This window comes from Rhizobium indigoferae, assembly GCF_034554815.1.
GTDB lineage: Bacteria > Pseudomonadota > Alphaproteobacteria > Rhizobiales > Rhizobiaceae > Rhizobium > Rhizobium leguminosarum.
Genome location: NZ_CP140635.1, coordinates 2,485,995 through 2,511,936, shown reverse-complemented (window position 1 = coordinate 2,511,936; position 25,942 = coordinate 2,485,995). Strand labels below are relative to the sequence as shown.

Annotated in this window: 23 protein-coding genes and 1 pseudogene; 14 read left to right on the top strand and 10 right to left on the bottom strand. The window is 60.9% G+C overall.

The genetic code is table 11. The features are described 5' to 3' along the window. Positions 1–489: 489 nt before the first annotated feature. A complete protein-coding gene (locus U5G49_RS12835; protein ID WP_018242595.1) occupies positions 490–2,073 on the top strand; it encodes a Na+/H+ antiporter in 1,584 nt (527 codons plus the stop codon). Positions 2,074–2,169: 96 nt separating this feature from the next. Here the strand turns inward: U5G49_RS12835 and U5G49_RS12830 are convergent, their stop codons facing one another. Next, positions 2,170–4,071 carry a potassium transporter Kup gene (locus U5G49_RS12830; protein WP_130652644.1) on the bottom strand — a complete coding sequence of 634 codons (1,902 nt, stop codon included), beginning with the start codon at positions 4,069–4,071 and terminating at the stop codon, positions 2,170–2,172. A gap of 339 nt (positions 4,072–4,410) precedes the next feature. Here U5G49_RS12830 and tyrS point away from each other — a divergent pair, with 339 nt between their 5' ends. Continuing rightward, positions 4,411–5,676 (top strand): tyrosine--tRNA ligase, encoded by a 1,266-nt coding sequence (gene tyrS, locus U5G49_RS12825; RefSeq protein WP_193443688.1) that lies wholly within the window; start codon positions 4,411–4,413, stop codon positions 5,674–5,676. A gap of 190 nt (positions 5,677–5,866) precedes the next feature. On the opposite strand, the gene U5G49_RS12820 is transcribed toward tyrS, so the two are convergent. Next, positions 5,867–7,183, bottom strand: a complete 1,317-nt coding sequence (locus tag U5G49_RS12820; RefSeq protein ID WP_193443690.1) for an MFS transporter — start codon at positions 7,181–7,183, stop codon at positions 5,867–5,869. 191 nt (positions 7,184–7,374) lie between these two features. On the opposite strand from U5G49_RS12820, the gene U5G49_RS12815 reads away from it, so the two are divergent. The 3 genes from U5G49_RS12815 to U5G49_RS12805 all read left to right on the top strand — a co-directional run bounded on the left by U5G49_RS12815 (position 7,375) and on the right by U5G49_RS12805 (position 10,710). After that, a complete protein-coding gene (locus tag U5G49_RS12815) occupies positions 7,375–8,274 on the top strand; it encodes a LysR family transcriptional regulator (protein ID WP_193443692.1) in 900 nt (299 codons plus the stop codon). Between the two features lie 336 nt (positions 8,275–8,610). Beyond that, positions 8,611–9,786, top strand: a complete 1,176-nt coding sequence (locus U5G49_RS12810; protein WP_113543582.1) for an MFS transporter — start codon at positions 8,611–8,613, stop codon at positions 9,784–9,786. 501 nt (positions 9,787–10,287) lie between these two features. Next, positions 10,288–10,710, top strand: coding sequence for a TIGR02594 family protein (locus U5G49_RS12805; protein WP_018242589.1), 423 nt, complete (start codon positions 10,288–10,290; stop codon positions 10,708–10,710). Positions 10,711–10,766: 56 nt separating this feature from the next. Here the strand turns inward: U5G49_RS12805 and U5G49_RS12800 are convergent. Beyond that, positions 10,767–11,551 (bottom strand): annotated as a pseudogene (locus U5G49_RS12800) (class I SAM-dependent methyltransferase). A gap of 271 nt (positions 11,552–11,822) precedes the next feature. Next, positions 11,823–12,881, bottom strand: a complete 1,059-nt coding sequence (locus tag U5G49_RS12795; RefSeq protein ID WP_322790890.1) for an IS110 family RNA-guided transposase — start codon at positions 12,879–12,881, stop codon at positions 11,823–11,825. A 283-nt stretch (positions 12,882–13,164) separates the two neighbouring features. Between U5G49_RS12795 and U5G49_RS12790 the strand changes: the two genes are divergently transcribed. Beyond that, entirely contained in the window at positions 13,165–13,641 is a 477-nt protein-coding gene (locus tag U5G49_RS12790) for a GNAT family N-acetyltransferase (protein ID WP_113543583.1), read from the top strand. 49 nt (positions 13,642–13,690) lie between these two features. Here the strand turns inward: U5G49_RS12790 and U5G49_RS12785 are convergent, their stop codons facing one another. Both U5G49_RS12785 and U5G49_RS12780 read right to left on the bottom strand, forming a co-directional pair. Further along, complete coding sequence (locus tag U5G49_RS12785; protein WP_193446631.1) at positions 13,691–14,011, bottom strand: low molecular weight protein tyrosine phosphatase family protein; 321 nt, start codon at positions 14,009–14,011, stop codon at positions 13,691–13,693. 77 nt (positions 14,012–14,088) lie between these two features. Continuing rightward, positions 14,089–15,492: a pyridoxal phosphate-dependent decarboxylase family protein gene (locus U5G49_RS12780; RefSeq protein ID WP_193446630.1), complete on the bottom strand. Its 1,404-nt coding sequence runs from the start codon at positions 15,490–15,492 to the stop codon at positions 14,089–14,091. Between the two features lie 314 nt (positions 15,493–15,806). On the opposite strand from U5G49_RS12780, the gene U5G49_RS12775 reads away from it, so the two are divergent. From U5G49_RS12775 to U5G49_RS12765, 3 genes are all read left to right on the top strand, one after another. Beyond that, complete coding sequence (locus U5G49_RS12775; protein ID WP_168332109.1) at positions 15,807–16,232, top strand: hypothetical protein; 426 nt, start codon at positions 15,807–15,809, stop codon at positions 16,230–16,232. Positions 16,233–16,366: 134 nt separating this feature from the next. After that, positions 16,367–16,870: a GNAT family N-acetyltransferase gene (locus tag U5G49_RS12770; RefSeq protein WP_193446629.1), complete on the top strand. Its 504-nt coding sequence runs from the start codon at positions 16,367–16,369 to the stop codon at positions 16,868–16,870. A gap of 98 nt (positions 16,871–16,968) precedes the next feature. After that, positions 16,969–17,889 (top strand): ornithine cyclodeaminase family protein, encoded by a 921-nt coding sequence (locus tag U5G49_RS12765; protein ID WP_193446628.1) that lies wholly within the window; start codon positions 16,969–16,971, stop codon positions 17,887–17,889. 9 nt (positions 17,890–17,898) lie between these two features. Here U5G49_RS12765 and dapB read toward each other — a convergent pair whose 3' ends face one another. Both dapB and U5G49_RS12755 read right to left on the bottom strand, forming a co-directional pair. Continuing rightward, complete coding sequence (dapB, locus tag U5G49_RS12760; RefSeq protein WP_193446627.1) at positions 17,899–18,723, bottom strand: 4-hydroxy-tetrahydrodipicolinate reductase; 825 nt, start codon at positions 18,721–18,723, stop codon at positions 17,899–17,901. A gap of 87 nt (positions 18,724–18,810) precedes the next feature. Next, positions 18,811–19,026: a hypothetical protein gene (locus tag U5G49_RS12755; protein ID WP_028733211.1), complete on the bottom strand. Its 216-nt coding sequence runs from the start codon at positions 19,024–19,026 to the stop codon at positions 18,811–18,813. Between the two features lie 194 nt (positions 19,027–19,220). Between U5G49_RS12755 and U5G49_RS12750 the strand changes: the two genes are divergently transcribed. Together U5G49_RS12750 and U5G49_RS12745 are read left to right on the top strand one after the other, a co-directional pair. Continuing rightward, the gene (locus U5G49_RS12750) at positions 19,221–19,607 is read left to right on the top strand and encodes a VOC family protein (protein WP_130748859.1); all 387 of its coding nucleotides are present in this window, start codon (positions 19,221–19,223) and stop codon (positions 19,605–19,607) included. Between the two features lie 220 nt (positions 19,608–19,827). After that, positions 19,828–20,832, top strand: a complete 1,005-nt coding sequence (locus tag U5G49_RS12745) for a carbon-nitrogen hydrolase family protein (protein ID WP_193446626.1) — start codon at positions 19,828–19,830, stop codon at positions 20,830–20,832. A gap of 239 nt (positions 20,833–21,071) precedes the next feature. On the opposite strand, the gene U5G49_RS12740 is transcribed toward U5G49_RS12745, so the two are convergent. After that, positions 21,072–21,674, bottom strand: a complete 603-nt coding sequence (locus U5G49_RS12740; protein WP_193446625.1) for a histidine phosphatase family protein — start codon at positions 21,672–21,674, stop codon at positions 21,072–21,074. A 267-nt stretch (positions 21,675–21,941) separates the two neighbouring features. On the opposite strand from U5G49_RS12740, the gene U5G49_RS12735 reads away from it, so the two are divergent. Then, positions 21,942–22,415: a VOC family protein gene (locus tag U5G49_RS12735; RefSeq protein ID WP_018447152.1), complete on the top strand. Its 474-nt coding sequence runs from the start codon at positions 21,942–21,944 to the stop codon at positions 22,413–22,415. Between the two features lie 79 nt (positions 22,416–22,494). On the opposite strand, the gene U5G49_RS12730 is transcribed toward U5G49_RS12735, so the two are convergent. Then, the gene (locus U5G49_RS12730; RefSeq protein ID WP_193446624.1) at positions 22,495–22,896 is read right to left on the bottom strand and encodes a GFA family protein; all 402 of its coding nucleotides are present in this window, start codon (positions 22,894–22,896) and stop codon (positions 22,495–22,497) included. 226 nt (positions 22,897–23,122) lie between these two features. On the opposite strand from U5G49_RS12730, the gene U5G49_RS12725 reads away from it, so the two are divergent. Continuing rightward, complete coding sequence (locus tag U5G49_RS12725; RefSeq protein WP_193446623.1) at positions 23,123–25,003, top strand: ABC transporter ATP-binding protein; 1,881 nt, start codon at positions 23,123–23,125, stop codon at positions 25,001–25,003. A gap of 308 nt (positions 25,004–25,311) precedes the next feature. Further along, entirely contained in the window at positions 25,312–25,908 is a 597-nt protein-coding gene (locus U5G49_RS12720) for a demethoxyubiquinone hydroxylase family protein (RefSeq protein ID WP_193446622.1), read from the top strand. Positions 25,909–25,942: the final 34 nt, after the last annotated feature.

Sequence of the window (25,942 nt, the reverse complement as noted above, 5' to 3'; positions counted from 1 at the left end):
CAAGTCGGAATGAGCCGCGAAAGACGTTTGAGGCTGGACAAGTCGAAGTCGCCTTAGATCGTCGCCATGGCTGAGGTCAGCCGAGACCGAACCTGGCATCGCGGTGCCGGGCAGAATCCTCCTTAATGCGATCAGGTGCAACTCAAATGGCGAGGGCGTGGAGATTCAGCGTCGCCACGTGACATGCGCCGGGCGGGTCATTGAGGCGTGATTGAGGTGAGGGTGGTTCCAAGCAAGATCAATACGGCTAGCCCTCAAGGAAATCGCTAGGTGCAGCCCCAGCGTTGATGACACAAAGCGAAAATTGTCTCCGGCTGCCTCTGGAGCAGCCGTTGCCAGGCCGGCGGCGTTTGCAGCGCCACGCGTCTGTTCAGATGTGCAAGAACGCTGTAACACTTTGAATTGCTGCATTCTTCCCTAGATCGATTTCGATTTAAGGAAGAATGCCGTAGGCATCCAAGATTAGTTTCCGAGCCGGGGCAGAGGCATATGGAACCAACCCACTTGTTCGAGCTCGTCATCGCGATGTTTCTTGCGATCATCGCGCTGCACTATGCGGCCCACAGGCTCGGATTGCCGCCGTCCGTGGCGTTGCTGACGGGTGGTGCTTCGCTGGCGTTTGTGCCGGGGCTGCCGGCGATATCAATTGATCCCGGGCTGGTGCTGGTCATCTTCCTGCCGCCGCTGTTGATGGATGGCGCCTGGTCCATTGCCGCCGGGCGGTTGCGGCGGCATGTGATCGGCATCGCCTCGCTTGCCGTCGGCGCGGTGTTCTTCACCTGCGCGGTCGTCGCCGTTGTGGCCCACCTCATCTTTCCGTCGCTTCCCTGGGCGGCGTGCGCTGCCCTTGGCGCGATCGTTGCGCCGCCTGATGCGGTTGCGGCGCGCGCTGTGCTGCAGCGGGTCAGGCTGCCGCGGCGGCTTCAGATTCTGCTGGAAGGCGAGAGCTTGCTCAACGATGCCAGCGGACTGGTTCTCTTCCGCTTTGCCGTTGCCGCTGCCGCAACGGGCGCCTTCAGCGCGGGGGAGGCGGCCGGCAGCTTCCTCGTGCTGGCGCTCGGCGGCGCGGTCGTCGGCATCGTTGTGGGAACGGCATGGTACAAACTTGTCCGGCGTCTCGGCGACGAATATCTCATCATCGCAGCCTCGGTGCTGCTCGGCTGGATTGCCTATCTGCTCGGCGAGCAGCTGCATGTTTCCGGCGTCATCGCCACGGTTACCGCCGGCCTGATCATGAGCTGGCACCAGCACACCGTGCTTTCAGCCGCAATGCGCATGCGCGGCATCTCGTTCTGGACGGTGATGATCTTCCTGATGGAAGCGGCGGTGTTCATCCTGATCGGGCTGTCGCTCCGGGATGTCGTCGAACGCGGCGGCGGCTTTGCCACCGTGATCGCGACCATGGGATTGCCGATGCTGGCGATCCTCGTGGCGCTCGTGCTCGCGCGTTTTGCCTGGGTCTTCGCCGCCGATTTCGTCATCAGGTTATGCACTGCCCTGGGGTTCACACGCGCCGCGCCGCTCGGCGTCGGCGGCGCCACCGTTCTCAGCTGGGCGGGCGTGCGCGGCGTGGTGACGCTTGCTTTGGCGCTGAGCTTGCCGGAAGGATTTCCCGGCCGCGACTTCATCCTCGTGACGGCCTTCGCCGTCATTCTCGGAACTGTGCTCATACAGGGCACGACATTGGGGCGGGTGATTGCCTGGGCGCGGCTGGTGGAGCCGGAGTCGGAAAGAGCGCGCCTGACGATGAGCCAGGCCGAAGCCGCCATGGCGCAGGCGCAGTTCGGGATCGTCCAGAGCCTGGCATATGATGCGGAGGGGAAACTCATCCATCCGCAATTGCTGGAGCGCTACCAGCGCCGGGCTACGTCGATCGTCGACTATGCCGAGAGAACCGAGCACTACATACCGGTGCTGCATGCGCACTTCGACGTCGTTCTCGAAGCAGTTGCCACGGGACGCCGGGAACTCATCCGCCTCCACCGCGCCGGCGAGATCGATGATGAGACGTTGCGCGAGCTGGAACGGGATCTCGATCTTGAGGAATTGAGCGCGATCTCGGCCAAAGCCTGATGTTCAGCGCCTCGCGCTTTCGCCATCATCGTCAACGCATTGCGATACCGGGGCTGATACCGGCGCGATCCTTATGTCGCCGAGCGGCGTCCTGACCTAAATGGCGATCTGTTCGCCGAGTTCGACGACGCGATTGGACGGCAAGTTGAAATAGTCGGAAGGATCAATCGCCAAGCCTTCCAGCGCCATGAATATGCGCTCCTGCCAGGCGGGCAGCCCGGTGTTCGGCGTCCTGACGAGGTTCCGGCGGCCGAGATAGAAGGAAGTCCTCATGATCTCGAACTTGAAGCCGCCCTCACGGCAGAGAGCCAGCGCCCTGGTGACATCAGGGTCGTCCATGAAGCCGAAGGTGATGTCGAGGCGGACGAAACGCGGCGAGAGCTGGCTGATCTTGATGCGGCGGCTGTCGGGGACATAAGGTTCGTCCTCGGTCCACACGGTGAGGATGACGTTCTGTTCGTGGAGCACGTGGTTGTGCTTGAGATTGTGGAGCAGCACGTTCGGCGTCCGGTCCGGAACGCTGGTCAGGAACACTGCCGTTCCCGGGACGGTGACCGGCGAATGGTCCGACTTTCGCTCGATCGACCTGATGAAGGAATCGAGCGGGATCTCGTTGTTGGCTCGCAGTCTCTTCAGATAGGCCTGGCCTCGTGTCCATGTCCACATCAGGATCATGATTGCCAGCGCAAGGGCGACCGGAACCCAGCCGCCATCGTAGATCTTCAGCAGATTGGCCGCCAGGAACATGACTTCGATGGTGAAGAGCGGCAGCAGCCAGGCGGCGGCGAGCACGAGGGAGTAGCCCCAGACGACCCGAAGGAACTGGAAGACCAGCATGGTCGAGATGACCATGGTTCCAGTCACGGAGATGCCATAGGCGGTCGCCAGCGACTCGGAGTCGCCGAAGGAAAAGATCAGCATCAGCACGCCGACCAGCAGGAGAAGATTGACGGCCGGCACGTAGATCTGGCCGGTGTTGGTCTCCGAGGTGAACTTGATCCTGAGCCTCGGCAGGAAGCCGAGGTGAACCGCCGAGCGGGACAGCGAAAATGCGCCTGTTATTACCGCCTGGCTGGCGATGATCGTCGCCATCGTCGCCAGGAGAACCATCGGCGGCAAGGCCCAGTCGGGATACATCAGAAAGAACGGGTTGCCGGCCGTTTCGGGATGGGCGAGAACCAGCGCACCTTGCCCGAGGTAGTTCAGCAACAATGCGGGAAAGACGAGTACGAACCATGCCATCTGGATCGGGCGGCGTCCGAAATGCCCGAGATCGGCATAGAGCGCCTCGGCACCCGTCACCGTCAGAAAAACGGCGCCGAGCACGATGAGGCCGACGCTGCCGGCATGGGTGAGGAACAGGAATGCATTGGCCGGATTGAGCGCAGCCAGAATCCTCCAGTCGTCGCCGATATGGATGAGGCCGCCGGCCGCCATGGCCAGAAACCACAACACCGTGATCGGTCCGAAAAGCCTGGAGACGGCGGCTGTTCCCCTCGACTGGACGGCAAAGAGGACGACCATGATCGCTGCCGACGCAAGCGGGACGTATTCGGCAAAGGCGGGTGTGATCAATTTCAGGCCCTCGAGCGCCGACATCACCGACAGGGCCGGCGTGATCATCGCATCGCCGATGAAGAGGGCAGCGCCGATCAGGCCGGCGAAGAAGAGCACCGGCACGTTACGTCCCATCTTCTTCATCAGGAGGGCAAGGAGCGAAAGCGCGCCGCCTTCGCCGTCATTGTCCGCCCTGAGAAGGAAGAGCACATATTTGAAGGTCACGATGATCGTCAGCGTCCAGACCATCAGCGAAATCAGACCGATGACCTCGGTCTCATGCACGCCATCGGCGGCAAAGGGCCTCAACGCCTCGCGAAAGGCATAGAGCGGGCTAGTGCCGATATCGCCATAGACGACGCCGACCGCGCCGATGACCAGTCCGACAAAGCCCTTCCGGCCGACGCCATCCCCCGTCTTATCCATATGCGTCGACGTCATGGTTCCCCGCTCATGCCACTTGCCTATGAGAACAAACATATGCCGCATTGCAGAACGGCAAGCAAATTGATGCGGGTGCGAGTATTTTTGTGGTGGGCGGATGCGGGGATGGGAGCGTTGCGATCCGTTCAATGTCGTCAGTTCGCATCCCCTTGCGATTGCGCTGTCGCATGGTAAAAAGGATGCATGACCTGCGCCCTGAACCTTTCGAGCTTCTATTACACGCTGCTCCCATAGAGCGGCGCAAGGTCATATTCCTGACACTCGAGACGCCGCACGGTCGGCGGCACGTGTGTCAACAGTAGGTCTCCGGCCTGATCGGCCCAAATGGAGACCCTCGTGATACTATCCTCTCAGCCCGCCGGACCTAGATCCGACTTTCTTCGCACTTTGAGCGAGCGCGGCTTCCTGCATCAATGCACCGACTTGGAAGCACTCGACAGCTGGCTTTGTTCAGGAGCCGGCACAGCCTATAACGGCTTCGATCTCACCGCCGACAGCCTTCATGTCGGGCATCTCATTCCGATCATGATGCTGCGATGGTTCCAGAAGACCGGCAACAAACCCATTGCGTTGCTCGGCGGTGCGACAAGCCGCCTGGGCGATCCGAGCTTCCGCGACACGTCGCGTCCCTTTCTCAGCGAAGAGCAGATCACGAAAAACCTGATCGGCATCCGGCGTGTCTTCGAGCGGTTCCTCGCTTTCGGGGACGGTCCGACAGATGCTGTCATGGTCAACAATGCCGACTGGTTGGGCGGGCTCAACTATCTCGATTTCCTGCGCGATATCGGGCCGCATTTTTCAGTCAACCGGATGCTTACATCGGAGAGTGTGCGCCAACGGTTGGAACGGGAGCAATCGCTGACATTACTGGAATTCAACTACATGGTCATGCAGGCCTACGACTTTCATGTCCTCGCAGAAAGCCGCGGCTGCCTGCTTCAACTTGGTGGCTCCGACCAGTGGGGCAATATCGTCAGCGGCGTCGAATTTGGACGGCGGATTGGCGGACGCGCCCTGTTTGGATTGACTGCCCCGCTGCTGACGACGTCGTCGGGCGCGAAGATGGGCAAGAGCGTTTCGGGGGCGGTTTGGCTAAACGCAGGCCGGTTGTCGCCCTATGAGTTCTGGCAATTCTGGAGAAACACCGGGGATGCGGATGTGGGTCGTTTTCTCAGGCTGTTCACCGAGTTACCCTTAGGTGAAATTGCACGCCTCGATGTGCTTCGGGATTCCGAGATCAACGAAGCGAAAAAGATCCTTGCCGACCAAATCACCAGCCTCTGCCACGGGGCAGATGCGGCAGCGCAAGCTTCCGAAACCTCCCGGCGCGCCTTCGAGGCGGGCGAGGTGCCGGCCGGTCTCCCGACGGTTAGGCTGCCGGATAGCCTTCGCGGCAATTTTCCGCTTGTCGACGCCATGGTTGTTGCCGGGCTCGCCAAGTCGAAAAGCGAAGCACGGCGGTTGATCGTCGGCGGCGGGGTTCGGGTGAACGGTGGCGGTGTAAACGACGAGGCAATGCGGCTTTGCGACTCCGACATCCAGGACGGCGTGATCCGGCTATCAGTTGGCAAGAAGCGACACGTCCTCCTTCAGTCGGTTTAGTGTGGTGTCTTCAACTCGGGGAGCGGGCCAAGTCGACCACTTCGTCGCGCTCCCCATTGTTACAAGCTTGATGTGGCAAGCGGTCTTCATGCAACGAGAAAGAAATGTCCGGCAGCAGGACACCTGAGACGTGGGGCGTTCATTATTTCGGAGAACGCCCTCTTCACCCGGACGACCACGAACCGTCTGTTCAAACCGCTCCAGGCTGTTTCAGCACTTCGTAGCGAGCCCGGCTCAGGCTGACCAGGCTCGCTATTGCTGCGCAGCCGCCCGCCGTGACGACCGCAAATTCGAGCGCGTTCGACAACGGCAATGTTGCGAAGATGATCGACATGCAGATTCCACCCAGGGTTTGGCCGAGAAGCCGCGCGGTGCCCTGCATGGCGCCGGCGGCGCCGCTTCTGGCTTTCGGTGCCGACAGAAGGAGAATTCGGTTGTTCGGCGTCTGGAACAGTCCGAAACCGAGGCCGGCGATCACAGTACCGACGAGAAACGCGATGCCTCTCGGGTCGGGCGGGGTGAATCCGACCATCAGGAGGCCTAGGGCGAGCAGCGCGCCGCCGATGGCGCAAAGCCATGCCGTCTTGACGCGGTTTGCCAAACGTCCCGAAATGGGCGCGATGATCGCGGTCGCGGCAGGCCAGGGCATCATGTACAGACCGGCCAAAACCGGCGTCATGTGCAACGTGTGTTGAAGGTAAAAGGGTAGCGCGATGTAGCTCAGCATCTGGCCGCAGAAGCACGATATCGAGGCGATGATCGCCACGCGGAATGCCGGTTCCGCCAGCAGGTCCGTGGGAACGATTGGTGCGTCACTGGTCCGTTCAAGGCGCAGCAGGACGAAAAGGCAGGCCAGCGAGGCGGCGATGAGGACGGCACCGCTTATCGGCGCGATCGCTATCCGGTCGGCGCCGCAGAAGAAAAGGATGAACATCAGCGTGTTGGCCAGCATCACTTTTGCGTTCAGCTTTCGCTTTGCACCCTGAATTTGCCCGAGCAGACCGCCGCCGAGCAGAACGATGGCGCCGAGTGGTATATTGACTGCAAACAGCCAAGGCCAGGTCGTGACGGAAAGGATGGCGCCGGCAATGCCGGGGCCGGCAGCGGAAGAAATGGCGATGACCATGGCGTTGATGCCGATGATCGGACCCAGCATGTGCTGCGGGACGGCCGAGCGCAGGTTCATCATGGCAAGCGCCATGATCGCGCCACCTCCCAAGCCCTGCGCGAAACGAGCAAGGATCAGTAAGGGAAGGTCGCCCGCGAAGGCGCAGGCTGCGGAAGCCGCGGTGAACAGCGCGACGCCGATCAGGAAGACCCGCCGCGCGCCGTAGATTTCACCCAGCGCACCACATGGAAGAATGGCAACAAGCACGGCCAGCTGATAGGCCGAGACGACCCATACGGTGTTACCCGCCTCCGCGTGCAGCGAGACCGCGATCGAGGGTAAGGCGACATTGGCAATGGCTCCGTCCAAAACGACAAGAACAAGCGTAAGGAGCAACATGGCAATAGCCAGGTACCGTCGAGGCGACGCCAGGCCGTCCTGAGAAATTGGTGCGGTGTAGGTGAGGGACATGAGAACTCCTCGATGTTTGTTGGACGGTCGACTACTTAGGCTTTGCTGATTGCCCGCGCCAGACGCAACAAAATCAATCGACCGTTGCGTAATGCGCCATGCCTGAATAGAATTGAGCCATGTCTGATCTCGATCTTAACCTCTTGGTGGCACTGGATGCGTTGCTGCGCGAGCAGAGCGTATCGGCCGCCGCCCGTCGGCTTGGCCTCAGCACGTCCGCCATGAGCCGGACGCTGTCACGGTTGAGGACCGCGCTGGGTGATCCGATTCTTGTGCCGGCCGGGCGCGGCATGGTTGCGACGCCTCATGCCCTGGCGATTGGTGCCCAGGTACATTTGTTGAAAGAAGCCGTGCAAGCCGTCCTTAGTCCGCCATCGACCGTGGAGATTCGGGAGGTGCGGCGCCACTTCACGATCCGTGCCAATGAAGCATTCGTGCTTCTCTACGCCGCGGGTCTGAGCGCCGCTGTGACGAACGCTGCGCCGGGGATAAGGCTTCGCTTTGCGCCGAGATCGGACAAGGACGTTCAGGCTTTGAGGGACGCGGCGATAGATTTGGACATCGGTGTCCTCCCGCGAGATAGCGGGGAGCTGCGTTGCCAAACTCTTTTCGAGGATCAGTATGTCGGTCTCGCAAGGGTAGGGCACCCGATCTTCGATGCTGATCGGATAACGGCCGAGCGCTATGCCGCCTGGGGTCACGTGCTCTTCTCGATGCAAGCGGATTTCGCCGGTCCGATCGACAGGGCGCTCGCCGAATTGGGCCATTCCCGTGATGTCAGACTGATCGTGCCAAGCTTTCCGGCGGTGATAGCAGTTGCGGCGGCATCCGATTTGGTCGGCTCGATTCCGAAATCATATTGCAAGTCCGCCGCGATAAGCCATATCAAAACCTTTGACCTGCCCGTGGCCGTGTCGGGTTTCAACATCGTGCAGGCGTGGCACCCCCGCATGGACGCAGATCCCGTGCATCGCTGGCTGAGGGCGCTGATTTTTGAGACGTTCCACTCGATGAATTGAGTGCGTGGCCCGTCAAATCAAGCGCTTCGTTCCCATTCCGCAGACGTGATCCGCGATCTTATGCAGTGCAGCCTCTCGTTGATGCAGGGAGCGAGAATTGCTGCTCGGCACCGCCGAATGGTGATCGCTGATGGCGCCAATAAGCGGACACCAGTCTTGAGCGGCTGCTGTGAAATTACCAGCGGCTGCATCATGCTGACACTGGCTGTCAGCAATGGTGGTCGATAATCCTGAGACCGCGGGTGTCCGAGCCAGTCGCCATTTCGTCGGAATGTCCGACTATGCCGTCGGATCCCTGGGCTTCAATCCCGCCCCAATCGGAGCAGAGTCCCCGAGATGAAGCCGCACCACCGTATTTTCTTCATTCAGTTTGCCGTGGCCCTTTCCCTGGGGGCGTTTGTTTCGCGGCTGCCCGACCTTCAGCTTAAGTTCAGCCTTACGGAAGGGGAGCTTGGCCTGCTGCTCGCCGTCATGTCCTCCGGGGTTCTCTGCGGGTTGACGTTCTCGGTGAGGTTCATCGAGAGGCTCGGTGCGCGCACCACCGCTTTCGTCACCGTCTTCGGTGCGTCGTTGTTTTTCGCGCTGATCCCCTGGATGCCTTCAGCTCTTCTGGCGGTGCCATTGTTCTTCATTGCCGGCGTTTTCACCGGAGCATTCGAGATCAACGCCAATATCGAAACCGATCGCCATGAGGCGCTGCTTGGGTACCGCATCATGAGCCGGGCTCACGGTATGTGGAGCCTCGGCTTCTGCATCACCGCCCTTGTTGCCGCCGGCATGCGGCAGGCTGCCGTCTCCATCGAACTCCATACCTTCATCGTCCTCGTGACGGTCTTGATTGCCGGGTCGATCGTCTTCGCCGGGATCGAGAATGCGCCCCGGCGGCAGGACGCTCACTCCGGAGATACGCCGATCATCGCTTTTCCCACGATCGGACTGCTCCCCCTTTGCCTTGTCGCCGCAGCTCCGCTTCTTGCCGAAGGCGCAAGCGTCGATTGGTCGGCTATCTATATGCGGGACGTGTTCGCGGTCGAACCCTTCGTCGGCGGGCTCAGCGTGACCATTTTCTCCTCGTTCATCGCCATCGGGCGGCTCGGCATGGACCCTGTCATCGACCGCTTCAATCCGCGCCCTGTCGCAATCACTCTGCTTGGGATCGCGGCCATCGGTGTTGTCATGGTTGCGACGGCGACACACCCTGTTGTCGCGCTCGCAGGCTTTGGCCTGACAGGTATCGGCTGCTCTTCAGTTTATCCGCTTGCCATCTCGGCTGCGGCCCGACGCACCGATCGACCCGCACCCGTCAACGTTGCAGCGCTTGGGCAGACGACGTTCCTTGTGTTTTTCGCCGGGCCGCCACTGCTCGGTTTCGTTGCCGAACACTTCGGCATCCGCTTTTCGTACTGGGCGGTCGTCCCTGTTCTCGCCGCAGCATTGCTGGTCACCAGGGCACTTGCCGCTGATCCTGCCCCGGTCACAGGCCAACCCGAACCGGCGCAACCACACGGTTGACACGCCACGCTGGCCTCCGCTGTCCTAAGCTCGTTCACGTCCGCACCGGAGGGGCAACCTCCGGCTTTCGCTGGTGAATTGGGCGAGGGCAATGTATTTCCCGTCACGTTTAAGTATTATGAGCAGCCATCGGAAATATAGCTCGTATAGGTGAGGAGCTAATTCCGCGCGCTGTCGTCAACTCTTGGCGAATGGTTTTGCTGCTCAAGCATTGCGGACACCGTCCATCTCGTCTGAATGGACCTGATTGGGATGGCGAAACTCCAGCCTTTCGGCCCCGAAAAACATATGTTTTGCGGGGTTTGTGATGGCCGTGTCCGGCCCCAAAGGGAGGCTCGCCGACAGAGTTCTGCGCCTCGCTTCGGACAAATTTCCGCCGCCAAAATGCCAGTATTAGTTGTTTCTAAATCACGCCATAATTCGCATCTACGTTGCCGCGCCTGTTTTATTCTTCGCCACATTTCGGAATTTCCAACATTATACAAACAATGGTGGGTAACTATGAAGGTTATTCTCGTCATCGTCCTCACGGTGCTTGCCGTGCCCTGTGAGGCGGACATGCTCGGCACGGCGTCCAAGTACAAGAGCATGCATGAACGCTCCATCTCATTCCTCAGCATCAATCCGCGCAGGGTGTCGTGGTGCGGGGCGTTTCTGGCCTTTGTCGCCAAGCGATCTTCGCGGGAACCGCCGCCCAACCCCAATATGGCGGCGTCTTGGAGAAAGTTCGGCAAGCCGGTGTTCTTCCGCGCCGCCAGGCGAGGGGATGTCGTGGTGATCCGCACCGGTCGACGCTTTCATGTCAGCCTGTTCGATCACATCGACCAGCGCCGGCAGTACGTCTACCTGTTTGGCGGCAATCAATCCAACCGGGTGCAGCTGTCGCGCTATCGCGCCAGCTCGGTGGTCGCCGTGCGACGATGATGTCGGGTGAGAACTCACCCTCCTTCCAAACCTAGATGGCGGCGGGAAAACAGGCCTTACGCCTTGCGCGCCCTGACGTGGAGGAAGATCGGTGCGATGCGGGTATCTGCGACCATTGGCTCGGCGAGAGCCACCTCGACTGACGCCATGGGCTCGCCGAAAGCTTCGATCATCAGTCCCGCTTCGACGATCATCGACACCCAGGTCGACAGCGTCCGGTGAAAGCGCGGGACGGCAAACGGCGTCAGCGTCGCCCGTTCGGCCTCGGGATGGAGGAGAAGATCCAGCGATCGATCCGGCCGTCGCTCTCGTCGAAATAATCGGCGATCTCCACCGCGACGGGCTCGCCGGCCTGATTGCGGATATTGCGGCGTGTCGGCGGCACGAAACAGGGGTGCAGGATCGAAAACTGCAGGAAGCCGCCCGGCTTCAGGACCCGGTGGATGCCCTTCAGCACTCCGCGCTGGTCGGCCATGTCCATCATCGACATGAAGGCGGTGACGAAATCGAAGCTCGCCTCCGGGAAATCGATGCTCTGGCCGTCGCCGAGCACATAGTCGATGCCGAGCGGCGCTTCTGCCTCGCTCTCGCCGGCATAGCGAATGAAGGTCGGGGCTATGTCGAGCCCGGTCATGCGGGCGCCGAGGCGGGCGACGGCGCGAGTATTGGAGCCTTCGCCGCAGCCTAGGTCGAGCCCCGCTAAGCCGGTGACCGGCGGCAGCATCTCCAGAAAGGCCGGCGTGTTCAGCGCGTCGCGGTATTTGTCGTAGCCGGCGCGGCTGTAGATCGTCCAGGTCTCGGCATTGCTCTCCCAATGGGCGGCGACATCATTGGCGTTCATGGCTGTCCTCCAATGAAAGAACGCAAGGGGTAGAACACCAGCATTTGGCGGCTTTTCCTTGGGTTCGGTTAAGTTTTGACCGGCATTCGTACCGATCGGCAAAGTCTCTCTTTCCGCCGGACAGATCGCTTTGCTGTCCTTCGGTTCTTGAACCAGTCTCCAATGCGTGACCTGATGCCTGGGGCTTCGGTCACAGAGTGGCGTTCGGCTCCCGGTTTCCCATTCTCCTTGAGAAGCGCAACCCAGTTCTACCGGGCTCGCTAGACTGCCATCAGGACAACCGGGATATCGTCGACGCGCCTTCCATGGTGGCGGTGCCGCGCGGCTCGTAGGCGCGCTGGTCACGCAGGATCTGGAAGGCGATCGTCAGAAGCTTGCGCGCGATGGCAACCCGCGCCTTGTTTATTCCTTTGATCTTCAGATGCTCGTATTGGGCGCGCAGCTGTGGATCGCTGGCGATGGCAGGTGTTACCGCCTCGACGAAGGCCCAGCGCAGCCACTTGTTGCCCTGCTTGATGATCTTGCCGTGGAAGGTCTTGCCGCCGGAGGAATAGGTCGAGGGCACAAGCCCGGCATAGGCGGCAAGCTTCTTCGGTTGGCGGAACCGCGATATGTCGTCGATCTCCGCATCGATCAGCCGGGCGAAGAACTCGCCGATGCCGGGGATCGTCTTCAACAGCTTGACGTTGGCATTGGCCTTGGTCATCGCCCGGATCGTTGCTTCCGACTGTTTGATCCGCATGTCGATGTCGCCGATGAAGGCGAGACCACGGTCAATCTGGATCTCAGAGACGTTCACTTGAGCCAGCTGGACGCGGCCGGCCTTGCCAAACAGGTCGCCAAGCTTCTTCAATTGCGCCGTCTGCTCCGGATAGCGGTCGAACACCGTGGCGATCCGGTTCTTCGTCATCGTGCGCAGCCGCACGTAAAACATCCGTTCGCGTAGCGCGACGCGAAGGTCCCGCGATCTCTCGCTTGGCGCCCAGGCTTCGGGTACCAGATCGGCTCTGAGCAGATGTGCCAGCACCGTCGCGTCGATCTTGTCGGTCTTGATCTTGGCGTCGGCGATCGCCTTAACCTTCAGCGGATGGGCGAGAACGACATCATCACAAATGTCGTCGAGCCAGTCGTACATCACCATCCAGTTGCGCGTCGCCTCGACAACCGCATGCGAGTTCTCTCGATAGCGTTCGAGAAACCCGCCGAGCGACTGTCGGTCGTTCTTCACCCGGCCGGATCTCAGCGTCTTGCCGCTGCTGTCCTGAACCACCAGGTGGCTGTAGGATTTGTGGTAGTCGACCCCGATATGGTATTCATAAGAGGCAGTCATGCTTCCAACTCCCTTATTGAGATCTTCGAAACCCCAATAAGATAAGCCGAAAGGCTGGAAGTGTGACTGTCCCTCGATCATCATCTGCATCTCAGTGATCCGTTCTCTCAACGGCCGCGGCCTCTTTCATGCCACCTCCTTGTGCGATCGGAACGGGCGGGGAGCTATAAGCGGAGCGTGTGGCAATGGGAAGACGGGCGGGTCCACTGTAGGCGGTTCACGCCTATGGATCATGACCAAGTTCGCGTGCACTATCATTCGATCGAGAGGATAGGGGGCTGCTGTGTCCGACGAAGTGATCATCCGCGAGCTGGTCGGCCTCGATCAGACGATGACAATTTTCCCGCTGTACAGCCAGGTTAGTCGTCTGAGTGAGGCCGTGGTTTGCCAACGACTTTCAGCCATGTTTGCACAGAGCAACTACCGCTGCATAGCAGCATACATCGACGAACGGATGGTGGGTGCGTCGGGTTTCTGGACCGGCACTCAGTTGTGGTGCGGCAAGTATGTCGAGGCGGACAACGTGGTGGTAGACAGCGCCCTGCGCAGTCAGGGCATCGGCGGCAAGATGATGGCGTGGATCGAGGCGGAGGCGGAGCGGACTGAATGCGCGGTGATCCGTATCGCCATGGTGCTGGGCAGGGAGCGTACGCACCAGTTCTACGCCAGAAACGGCTACTTCGACGACGGCCTGTTGATGGTGAAAGCTCTAAGTCGCGGTGCGGCCGAGTTTCCCGAATATGTCTCTCAACAAGTTTAACCACCGGCCCCGCAGCTTGGCCGCAAGTGCAACGGTCGCATGAACAGGCTTAGAGATGCCGGGGCACCTTTGCCTTCAGCAGCTGCACGAGCGCGGGGTCCATGAAATCGTAATCATCAGGAATATGAAGGCAGATCAACCGCTTGTCCTTGAGAGCTGACCGGTACTTGCCCTGGACTTTCGCACGGTGAGCCTTCTCCATGACAAAGACGATATCGGCCCATTCGACCAGCTCGTTCGATAACGGATTTTCGGCATCCTTGTTCGTACCTGCCGAGGAGACTTCGATTTCAGGCCAGTTCGCGAAGACCTGTTCGGCCGTCGGGCTGCGAAGGTTGTTCTGACTGCAGACGAACAGCACGTTTTTCACGTTTCTATCTCTCTTCAAGTGAATAGGGCCGGCGATAGCACAATTCCGTGTCCGGGCGAACCAAGGGAGTTGATGCATCACCCTCGGCTGACACTCTTGAACGCAGCGATGATGCTTTGTGCGGCGAGTTGCGCCTCATCTGACGTCGTCTGGAAATTGGTGACGGAGAGGCGCAGGACGTCGCGGCCGCGCCATTTGGCGCCGCCGGCGAAGATCATGCCGTCCGCCTGGATCTTTTCGATCGTCTTTCGCGTCAGCGCGTCGCCTTCTTCGGAGGGCGGGTCCGTTCCGAAGCGGATGACGAGCTGGTTCAGCACGACGTCGTTCAATATGCCGATGCCCGGTTGCAGCGACAGGAGATCTGCGATCAGCCGCGCTGAGGTGCAGCACTGATCGATGAGGGTGGTGATGCCGTCGCGGCCGAGATGTTTCAGCATCGCCCAGGTGGCAAAGCCGCGTGCTCTTCTCGAAAGCTCGGGCACGTAATGGGAGGGATCGCGTTCGCCTTGGCCGGCGAGCGGCAGATAGCTCGCGGCAATCGTCATGGCGCGGCGATGAGCGAGTTCGTCGCGGACGATGGCATAGCCGCAATCATAGGGCGTCTGCAGCCATTTGTGGCCGTCGGTCGCCCAGCTGTCGGCCGCTTCGATGCCGCGGCTGAGGTGGCTGGTCTTCATCGATGCCTGCGCCCAGAGGCCAAAGGCACCATCGACATGCACCCAGGCGCCTTTTGCCTTCAACAGCGGGATGATGGCGGCGAAATCGTCGAAGGCGCCAGTATTGATCTGCCCCGCCTGGAGAATGGCGATGGCGGGACCGGAGACCGTATCGAGCGCGCCCGCCAGCGCGGCCGGGTCTATCCGGCCTACCGGATCGGTACGCACGCGCAGCACGCGATCGTGGCCGAGGCCTAGGAATTGCAGCGCGGAGAATACCGTCGTGTGGGCATCGTCGCCAATCAGCACGGTAATCTCGGGCGCGCCGAACAGGCCGTTGGCATCGGCATCCCAGCCCACCTGGCGCAGCACCTCGCCGCGCGCGGCGGCAAGGCAGGTGAAGTTCGCCACCGTCGCACCCGTGACAAAACCGACCGAGCTTTCGGCCGGCAGCTGCAAGAGATCGAGAAGCCATCTCGCCGCGATGGTCTCGACGGCGGACGCGGCCGGGGCAACGGCATGGTTTCCGGCATTCTGGCCCCAGGCGCTGGTGAGGAAATCAGCCGCGACGCCGACCGGATGGGAGCCGCCGATGACCCAGCCGAAAAAGCGCGGCCCTGTGGTTGCATGCAGCCCGGGTTCGGCGCCGTCCGACAGACGCCTGATGACATCAAGCATATCGGAACCGGCCGGCGGCAGCGGTTCGTCGAAACAGGCAAGCGAGGCTGCGTAGTCGTGGGTGGGCACGTGGCGGGCGGGCGCTGCCTGCCGGAATCCCGCCGCAAGGCGGGCGGCTTCCTGAAACAGAGATGCAATTGCCGTCATGCGGATCCCCCCTGCCGCCATCGATCCTGGAGGGGCACACCCTCGAAAGCAGGCTGCCGGCACACGCAATCTAGCCGATATCGCCGGGGCTGTCTTCGCCGTGGGCGATCCCGGATATGGGCTCCGGGGCCTTCCTTGGGCTTGCCGAGACCTCAAGATAAATTGAGCATCGGGGATGCGCTTCCTAAATATCTACAATAACTACCTTATCCCGTTCTGTCCATTTTTGAAATTTCGTGGCTCTTGTTGAAAATGATTGCCTTTTTTGAAGTATCGTTCAATAATGAGGAAATATCATTTGCACCATTGTCAAGTTGGTGCTGCCAATTAGTGGGGGATGTGCACTGAAATATTTCCTTCTCTACGCGCTGACGTGCACGTTGGTCGGGATAGTTCTTCTCTTCATTATCCGTGAAGTTGTGCCATTCGCGATCGACAAGCCAACCGAGCAATCAGCGGCCGGACCAACCGGTGAGCCGTTGAACGCGGCAACCGGCGAGCCGGCGCCCGCGGCAACCGGGGAGTCGGTGCCCGGGCCAACAACCGATCAATCCGCCGTCCAGCCAGCCGATCCCTTGGTCGTCCGGTCTACCGGCCAGCCGGTCGACGGGCCAGCCCGTGAACCGGTGGTCGGGCCAACCGGTGAACCGGCTACGGGGCCGACCGATCAATTGAGGGGCGGTCCAAGCGGTGAACCGGCCGTCCGGAAGGGCGGTCGGCTGGGGAGCCCGGCGCAGTGATCGGCGCTTGAGATGATTGATTTCCGTTCGATCTCGTAACTCCGAGCATTGGCTGAAGTACGAAGCTTGCTGACACCGGTTGACGGCTGGAGCCATCTGTATTGAGAGTAGCTCTCATCTTGCAGGAGGTCCCGATGGATGGAAGCGGCACGATCAGGCATATCCAGGCAGACGAAGTGGAGGCTTTCCGGCGCATCCGTCTGGAAGCGCTTCGCACCGAACCGTCTCTCTTTGCAAGCCGCTACGAAGACTGGGCGGCTCTTTCTCTCGAGGAGTGGCGCAACCGCCTGAACGAACCGGTTTTCATCGCCTTTCAGGATGGCGAACCCGTCGGCATAACAGGCCTGCTCCGGCAGCGGTCGAGCAAGATGGCTCATCGCGCGACGATCATCATGGTCTACGTCAGACGGAGCCTGCGTGGAACGGGGCTTGCCGCGAGGCTGCTCAGCGCGGCTGCCCACCATGCGCGCGATATCGGCATCCTGCAGCTGGAGCTCTTTGTCAGCGCGGAGAACCCGGCGGCAATACGGTTCTATCAGCGGGAAGGCTTTTCCGAGATCGGCAGAATTCCCGGCGGGGTTCTGGAGGAGGGCAGGGAGATCGACGACGTTATGATGGCTCGGCGTCTGGTCGGTTAGCTCTCACGCGATGTTTCGGCGCATATCGGTTTGCCTGAGCTATTGACCTCAAGCGGGGTTGGGGTTGCAGGATGCCGGTATGGGCTGGAGGGTTGGCTGTGACGAAAATCCTGAAAGACGAGGATCTGGTCGGCAGCGGGTTGATGGCGGTCGCGATCGATGCGCTCGAGACCGCTTTTCTCGCGAGAGCCGGCAATCGGCTGATCTCTCCGCCCCGGCATCATGTCTCGTTTCCCGATCGGGGCGATCTCGTCTTCACCGTCGGTGGCATCCTTGGCGAGAAACCGCTCGCGGGCTTTCGGGTCTATGAAACATTCGACGGGGTGGAGCATTCGCAGATCGTCGCTGTGTGGTCGGCCGACGACGCCAGGCTCAAAGGCATCGTTCTCGGAGAGCGCCTCGGTAGCCTCAGAACCGGTGCGATCGGAGGTCTCGCCATCCGCCACCTCAGCGCGCCGGATGCCAGGACCGTCGGGATCCTCGGTAGCGGAGCCCAAGCGCGAACCCAGCTTGCCGCCGCTGCCACCGTTCGGAAACTGGACCGCGCTCGCGTCTATAGCCGCGACGCAAAAAAACGAACCGCCTTCGCAGCTGAGATGCAGCGGGCCTTGGGCATTGAGGTGGAGCCTGCCGGCAGCGCCTCTGAAGCCGTTGATGACGCCGACATCGTCATCTGCGCGACGACGAGCCAAACACCAATCATCCATGCGCGGGATTTGAAGCCCGGGATGCACGTCAACACCGTTGGCCCGAAAACACATCAGGGATACGAACTGGGCCTGGATATCGCCGATGTCGCAGCCGTGATCGCGACGGACTCTCCCGAACAGACGCGCGCCTATGCTTCGCCCTTTTTCCTCGCCGGCTCCGGCAATGAGCATCGCATGGCCGATCTTGCCGATATCATTGCCGGGAAAGCGGCCGGTCGGGGATCGCCTGGCGATACGACCCTGTTCTGCTCCGTCGGGCTGGCCGGAACCGAAGTCGTCGTCGCCTCGGCAATCCTTGATAGCTTATAGGCCAGTTTCTCAGGCCAGCCCGAGAACATCTCCCATTGTGTATTCGCCGGGTGCGCGCCCTGCGACCCAGCGGGCGGCGGCAAGTGCGCCGCGGGCGAACATGCCGCGATCGAGAGCCGAATGGGAGAGCGTCACGACTTCCTCGGCGGCGGCAAACAGGACGCTGTGTTCTCCGACGATCCCGCCGGCGCGCAAGACGGCGAAGCCAATTTCGCCGGTCGGGCGCTCACCGGTGATGCCGTCACGCCCGCGCCGCTCGACGGATGCGAGGGAAACCCCGCGGCCCTCGGCGGCGGCTTCGCCGAGCATCAGCGCCGTACCGGACGGCGCGTCGATCTTCCTGTTGTGATGGGCTTCGAGGATTTCGATATCCCAGGCATGCGCGGGAAGGGCGCGGGCCGCCTGGGCGACGAGGCCGACCAGCATGTTGACGCCGATGGAGAAATTGCCGGAGCGCAGGATCGGAATCGTGCGAGCAGCCTCTGCGATCCGTTCGAGTTCATCCGGTTCGAAACCCGTCGCCCCGATCACCAGGGCCGGTCCACCGGCCAAAGCGCACAAGCCGGCAAGTTCGGCGGCAGCGTTTCCCGTCGTGAAATCCAGGATCACGTCGGCCGCTCCGATCGCGGCCGACCGGTCGATCAGCCCGGCGCCGATGGCGCCCTCACGGCCGATGCCGCCGACGAACGCAAAATCCGGATCGGCCGCCAGCAGCGGCAGGATGGCGCGCCCCATGCGACCGTTCGCGCCGGCGACGGCTATATTGATTGGTGATATCACGGTCTTTCCTTGGCTCGCGATGTTTTCGGCTGAGCGGCTATTTACATCCAGCATTCGTGCCGGAGAAGGCGACCTGCAACTATTGCATTCCGCTCCCGGCGCAAAACCGTATCTCCTGTGGTCCGTTTGGTCGTCTGCCGCTTACCAGTTGCCGGGATCGGCTGTGTGATCGATGCTGGCGAATTCGTCGGCCTTGTGCCGGTCCAGCTTCACCTCCGTTGTCGCCTTCGTCTCGTCGGTGACGGAGTAGCGGTCAGGGATCGGTCCCGTTGATAGTTCCTGATACATGAGCAAGGCGGCCTCCTCGGCGGTATCGGCCTCGATCTCTCGAGTGATTGATACGGTGAACTTGTGCATGGCTTCAGCCCTCTCGATCGATGCGGCGGCGTGCGCAGTTTGCATAGTCTGACACGAGTTTTGTGTCGATGACACTAAAACTGCTCGCTTAGAATTTGATTCATGCGATGGCTTCAGGTCTTTGTTTTTATGAATGTCGTGGTGCCCGGCCGCCAGACAGTTTCGGGCGAAGTCAGCTGAGGGGGGGATAGGTCATGCGCCTAAATCAAGTAACCGTTACGATGCCTGACCTTGATGCGGGCTGGAACTTCTACTGCATTCTCGGTCTCAGGCCCGTCGTCGACGCCCGTCCCCGGTATGCGCGCTTTGTCTGCCCGGACGGAAACAGCACCTTCTCCTTGCATCAGGGCGTAAGTGGTGGTGGCGGAACCACGGTGTATTTCGAGTGCGAGAACCTGGACGAGACGGTCGGCAGTCTCAGCGAAGCCGGTCTTCGTTTCGTGAGCGGGCCGGAGGACAAGAGTTGGCTCTGGCGTGAAGCGGAGCTGTTCGACCCCGGCGGCAACCGCATCATTCTCTATTTCGCCGGTTCGAACCGCCTCGATCCGCCGTGGCGGGTGGATCAAGGTCGGCCCGCTTGAGGTAGTGCTCGGCCGCCGATTCCGGCCATTCCCCGAATTGACGAATCGCGGCCGCCTCGGCATCTTTGCATCGGCGTGGCCCACCGCCGAACCTCTCCAGACCTTCCCCAGCAGGGTCTTCAACCGGAGGCAAAGGGACTTTCGTCTCGGGTCGTGATCTTGGTCCTGATGTTTTGGGCTGTTGCTGGGGAACGATGTCCGGAACGTGAGAGGCCCTGATATGACTGAGAATGGAAATTTCAAACGGCGGGTGCGCGCGCGCGCCGCCAAGACGGGTGAATCCTACACCACCGCCCGCATGCATGTTCTCCCCAAGTCGACGAACGACGCAGCGCCTGAGGCAAGACGCCTGCGTCTGGCCGTGGCGCAGACTACCTATGCGGACGATCCCCGCGATATCGACAAGCTTCGCCAAAGCGGACAGGAGATGCGCCTGCTGATGCGGCAGGCGCGGGAGGCAGGCGCGCGGCTCGTCCATTTTCCCGAAGGGGCGACATCATCTCCGAACAAACGCATCATGTCGGAAATCGGGCCGCGGGAGATCGGGCCCTCCGATTGGCGGCGGTTCGAATGGGCCGTGCTTCGCGAGGAGTTGGATTCAACGCGCAGGCTGGCGCACGAGTTGGGGCTCTGGGCGGTCATCGGCTCGGTGCATCCGCTGACGGCGCCGCACCGGCCGCACAACAGCCTCTATGTCGTCTCCGACCGCGGCGAACTGGTGACGCGCTACGACGAGCGCCTACTGTCGAACACCAAGATCTCCTTCATGTACACGCCGGGTTCGATCCCCGTGACCTTCGAGGTCGACGGCATCCGCTTTGGTTGCTCGCTCGGTATGGAGTGCCACTATCCGGAGATTTTTAGCGAATATGAGCGGCTCGACGTCCATTGCGTGCTGTTCTCGACAACGGGCGGTTCGCCGGCCAACGAGCCGTCCTTCGCCGCCGAGGCACAAGGGCATGCGGCGAGCAACAGCTACTGGGTCAGTTTCTCGATCCTTGCTCATCCCGGTCAGGCTGATCCGGCCTCTTCCGGGATCGTCGCGCCCGGCGGCCGATGGGCGGCGCAATGCCCTGCGGAAGGAACGGCGGCGATATCGCTCGCCGATATCGACGATAATCCCGGCGATCTTTCCCGGCCGTGGCGGCGCAAGGCGCGGAGCGGCCTCTACGAGCCGCACCGCGTGGCCGGCGACCCGCGCAGCGATGCGCGGGATAGGTTTTAGAGCCGTATCAAACCTCATCCATGCGACGCGTTTGCCCAATGATTTTCCTGTGACACAGGCGCGTTAAATTTTATCACCGGTGGCTCGACTCCATCGGTGATGCAGCACCAAAAGAGCCTTGTTCTGAGGGCGTAGAGGTTGATGGTCGCAAGTCGAGGTGTCAATCTCTGGCATTGAGCCGCGTTATAATCAGCAATGACGTTTGGCGACCGGAGCCGTCACTCAGGGATGTACCCTTCCTAAGCGACAACGTCGGATATTATATCAGCCGAAGCGCTTACCAGGCTGAACTCACCGTCGGAAAGACGATAAAACCCGTCTTGGGGAACGGGCAGTTCCAACATTTCCAGCTTCGATAGGCCGGCATATACACCACGAACCAATCTGCCGAACAGCCCATGAGAAATCGCAATTGTCGGTTCATGAATGTCTGCGATCCAGTTCTTTGCTCGCGCACAGGCAGCATCGAAGCTCTCCCCGTCTGGAGATTTGAAATACCAATCAAAAGCGTTGGACCCGTCCAGCGTTCCTGGAAACTCGTTGTCGATCTCGAACTTGGTCATGCCGTCCCAAGAACCGACGGTCACCTCCATTAGCCGCGATTCCGGACGAGTCGTCAGCGGTAATACACGTTCGATGCGAGCCGCAGTCTCCTGCGTTCTGCCGAGGGGGCTGACGTGAAGTTGGAACGATCGCTCGCTGTCCGCAATTTCCTTCTTCAGAAGTTTTGCCATTTGTTCGGCTTGTACGATGCCGCGCTCCGTCAGCGGTGAATCCATTTGGCCCTGGAACCGACCTAAGGTGTTCCAAATGGTCTCGCCGTGGCGAAGCAGGTAAATCATTGGTGTGTCCTAGATGTATGCAACAATTCGATGAACTACGGGCCGAAGGGGTGCTTGTAGCAGCTAAGTGATGCGACAGATTAATGATGACCGCAATTGATGCGATTCAGATGAGCCTGGTCTTCTGCTGCCGGCCGAAGCGGGCACTTCGACCACTTAGCAGCGTTCGGCAGTGCCGGCGTGAAATCGCTCGGACTGGGCTGGAGAAAGACGGTTTGCCTCTTATTTCATTGAGAAATGCGAAACGAAGAGCGAGAGGACCGCGCAATGGCAAAGAACACGATCTGCGTATGGTACGACAAGGATGCTGAGGCGGCTGCCCGCTTCTATGCCGCGACTTTTCCCGATAGCGCCGTGGGTGCCGTTATTCGTGCACCGGGAGATTATCCTGACGGCAAGCAGGGAGACGTACTGGTCGTGGAATTCACCGTTGCGGGCATTCCTTGCATCGGCCTGAATGGCGGCCCTGTATTCAAACACAACGAAGCCTTCTCATTTCAGATCGCGACCGACGATCAGGAGGAAACCGATCGCTATTGGAACGCCATCGTCGGCAATGGCGGCCAGGAAAGTGAGTGCGGCTGGTGTAAAGACAAGTGGGGCGTGTCCTGGCAGATTACGCCGCGGGTCCTCTCCGAAGCCCTCTCGGCAGGCGGTGGCCAGGCAAAGCGCGCTTTTGACGCGATGATGACCATGAGGAAGATCGACATTGCGGCGATCGAGGCGGCGCGGCATGGCTGAGGTGGTCTTGCGCAGAACGATCCTTTGCCAGGGCTCGGATCTGGTGTGATCCGGCCCGATGGCGATCTTCGCAGTCGGCTCAGAACCAGAGATCGCGTACGCAGCGCCCTTTGGAAGGCAGGTCCTCAAACGTGTCCAGGCCGTCGAAATGATCGATTGGCAGATCGTGAACGAGATCCGGCGGCGCAAGCCGCATGTTGACGGCCATGCGCCGACGGCCATCCTTTCGAAGCCGCAGGCCGCGCCAGCTCAAGACACAGGCGCAGGATGGGCAGAACAAGATCTCGAGAGACGGCTCGTCCCTGTCTGTGCGGGTGTAGGAGGCGGTCTCACCGGTGAGAGCGATGCGCTCTCCTTCGTAGTCATAAGCCCACAGTGTGCCGTATCGTCTGCAGAGCGTGCAGTTGCAGGCGGTGATCGAGCCGGGATCACCCTCAAGTGTCCAGCCCGCCTTGCCGCAATGACATGAGCCCGTCAGCATGAGCGTAGGTTCCGTCCTGTACCATACAACGATCGCAATCTGCCCCAATCCCTTGACGACCGCAATTGGCGCTTTTCGCCGCCGCCTGCTTCCTGCGCTTGCGACCGATACCTCCTGGCGGCAGATTTTCTGAAATTTCTAATTGAGATGGCAGCCGGAAGATGGTTTTCTGCGACCCAGCGTAGCTGAGTCCACGCCTCCTCCCGATTTTTGATCCGAGCGGCCCATGTCGATTTCAGATGCGATCTATCGTCCCTTCGAAACCTTGATCCGGCCGCTCGACATCCCCTACCGGCCGATGCCCACCAAGGGGCCCGTGGCAGTCCTCATACACTTCATCGCGATGTTTCGGGGCGTCATCATCACCATGGCGCTGACCTCGATGGCCATCGAAGCCATCAACCTTACGATCATCTGGGGTCTTTCAGTCATTGTCGACGGAGTGACGACACAAGGCGTAGAACTCTTCGTCGACAGTAATTTCCGGCTGCTGGCAGTCCTTGCCTTTCTGCTTTTTCCGGTGATGCCCATTCTCTTCTACATCACCAATATTCTCAATTCGCACACGATCGGCATCAGCCTGCCCGTTGCGATTCAATGGCAGGGGCACAAGGCCGTCGAGCGGCAGGACCTCGCCTTCTTCCATGATCTTTTCGCCGGCCAGGTCGCATCCCGGCTCGGTCAGGTCGCCAATGCCGTTCAGCAACAGATCCTGATCGCATTCCAGACGGCACCGCGCTTTCTGCTTCAGATCATCGGCTCCGTTGTTCTTCTGCTCGCGCTCTCCTGGCAGCTTGCGCTGCCAGTCATCGTCTGGGTTGCCTTCAACGTGCTCTTTGCGATCAAGGTCGTTCCGGATTTTACGGAGCGCGCCCGCCGCTCGGCAAAGCAGAACGGCCTCATCTCCGGTGCCCTGACGGACATCTACGGCAACATCCAGATGGTCAAGCAGTTTGCAGCTGAAGACAGCGAGGCAGGTGCGCTAAGAAAGATCATGTCCAAGGGGGTCGATACGCTTCACCACGAACAGCGCATCTACCGGACAACCGAACTCGTCGTCATCAGCCTCAACATGGTGCTCTGGCTCGTCATGCTCGGCATTGGTTTCTGGGGGCTGTTTGACCGATTCCTGACCGTGGGCGATTTCGCCGCAACGGTTTACATCCTCCAACGCCTCTCGGCTGGGTCCTTCACCTTCCTGCAAATGGGACAGCAGATCTTCCGCGCGCTCGGCACGATCAAGGATGCCATGCCGGTCATGACAACACCGCCCACCATCACCGATCGGCCGGATGCGGCCGAACTGACGGTCAGCCGTGGGGAAATCCATTTCGAGAACGTCCGCTTCGCCTACAAGTCCGGCAAACCTGTCATCGATGACCTGTCGCTGACGGTTCGGCCCGGCGAAAAGGTAGGGCTCGTCGGCCTCTCAGGTGCCGGCAAGACGACGCTGGTCAGCCTGCTGCTGCGTTTTTACGACATAGAGGACGGCGCGATCCTGATCGACGGGCAGGACATCCGCGCGGTCACACAGGCAAGCCTTCGCCGCGCCATCGGCGTCATCGCGCAGGACGTCGCGCTGCTGCATCGTTCGGTCGGCGACAATATCCGCTACGGCCGGCCGGAGGCGACGACGGACGAGATCGAAGCGGTGGCGAAGATGGCCAGCGCCGATGCCTTCATAGCCGATCTCTCCGACGGCGAAGGCCGCAGGGGCTATGATGCCTTCGTCGGCGACCGCGGCATAAAACTTTCCGGCGGCCAGCGCCAGCGTGTGGCGATCGCCCGCGTTCTCCTGAAGGACGCGCCGATCCTCGTGCTGGACGAGGCGACCTCTGCCCTCGACAGCGAATCCGAAGCCGCCATCCAGGAAAGGCTGAACCTCGTCATGGAGGGAAAGACGGTGATCGCCATCGCCCACCGCCTGTCGACCATTGCCAGGATGGACCGGATCGTCGTGCTCGATCACGGGCGCATCGTGGAGGAGGGCAGCCCGGACGAACTGGTCGAACGCGACGGCTTGTTTGCCCGCCTGTGGAAACGCCAGACCGGCGGCTTCATTCCAGAAGATATCGACGAACCCTTGCCGGTCTCGCCTGCGACCTGACCGAGTGGCTGGCCCTCCCGTAAGCTGGGGTGACGTCAGCGAACTAAGAGCAGGCGGCCGCCGATCAAGATGAGGCCGGCGCCCATCACGCATTTGATGTTAGCCTTGAACCGCAGGAAGCTGGCGGATACGCGCCGCCCCTCCTTAGCGAAGGCGCATGCCGACGAGATCGCCCATTTTGCGCGGCCGACTGAACAGGCCGGCGCCGAAAGCGTACGGGATCGTCACTTTATCGGTCGCCGCACCCTTGACGACCGCGGCGAGCGTCCTGCCTATTGCCGGCAAGGGAACCGAGGGGCAGGGTGGTCGTGAGCAATCCGTCGAGCAGGTCGGGCAGACGCGACCCCGATGTCACCATCCGTCGCATTCTCAAGGTCAACCATGCGGGCGAGTTCGGCGCTATCAGGATCTATGGTGCCCAGATCCTGGTGGCCCGGCGGCTGTTCCCGGACATCGTGCCGACGCTTGAAGAGATGCGTAAGGACGAGATCGACCATTGCCGCCTGTTTCGCGAGGCCATGCCTGCAAGGGGTGCCAAGCCTTGTCGCGTCATGTCATTCTGGAGCCTCGGCGGTTCTGTGCTCGGCCTAATGACGGCGCTTAGTGGGCGCAACATGATCTGGATCTGTACCGAGGCGGTCGAAAGCACGGTCCAGCGCCATCTCGAAGACCAATTGGCTTTCCTTCAGAAGCGCGATCCCGAGCTTCATGCCCTCATCGGGTCAATTCAGGAACAGGAACTGGCGCACCTCAGGAAGGCCGAAAACAGCCAGACAAGGCGGGGCTTGAGCCACGCCCTGTTCCTGCCCGTCGTTGGTGTCCTTACCGACGTGATGATCTGGCTCTCGGCTTGGGGAGACTCGAGCTGGATGCGCGCCGAAATGGCGCGTGTGAGGAGAGGCTAGTCTCGCCGTGCAAACGACGATTGCTGCTGTCGGG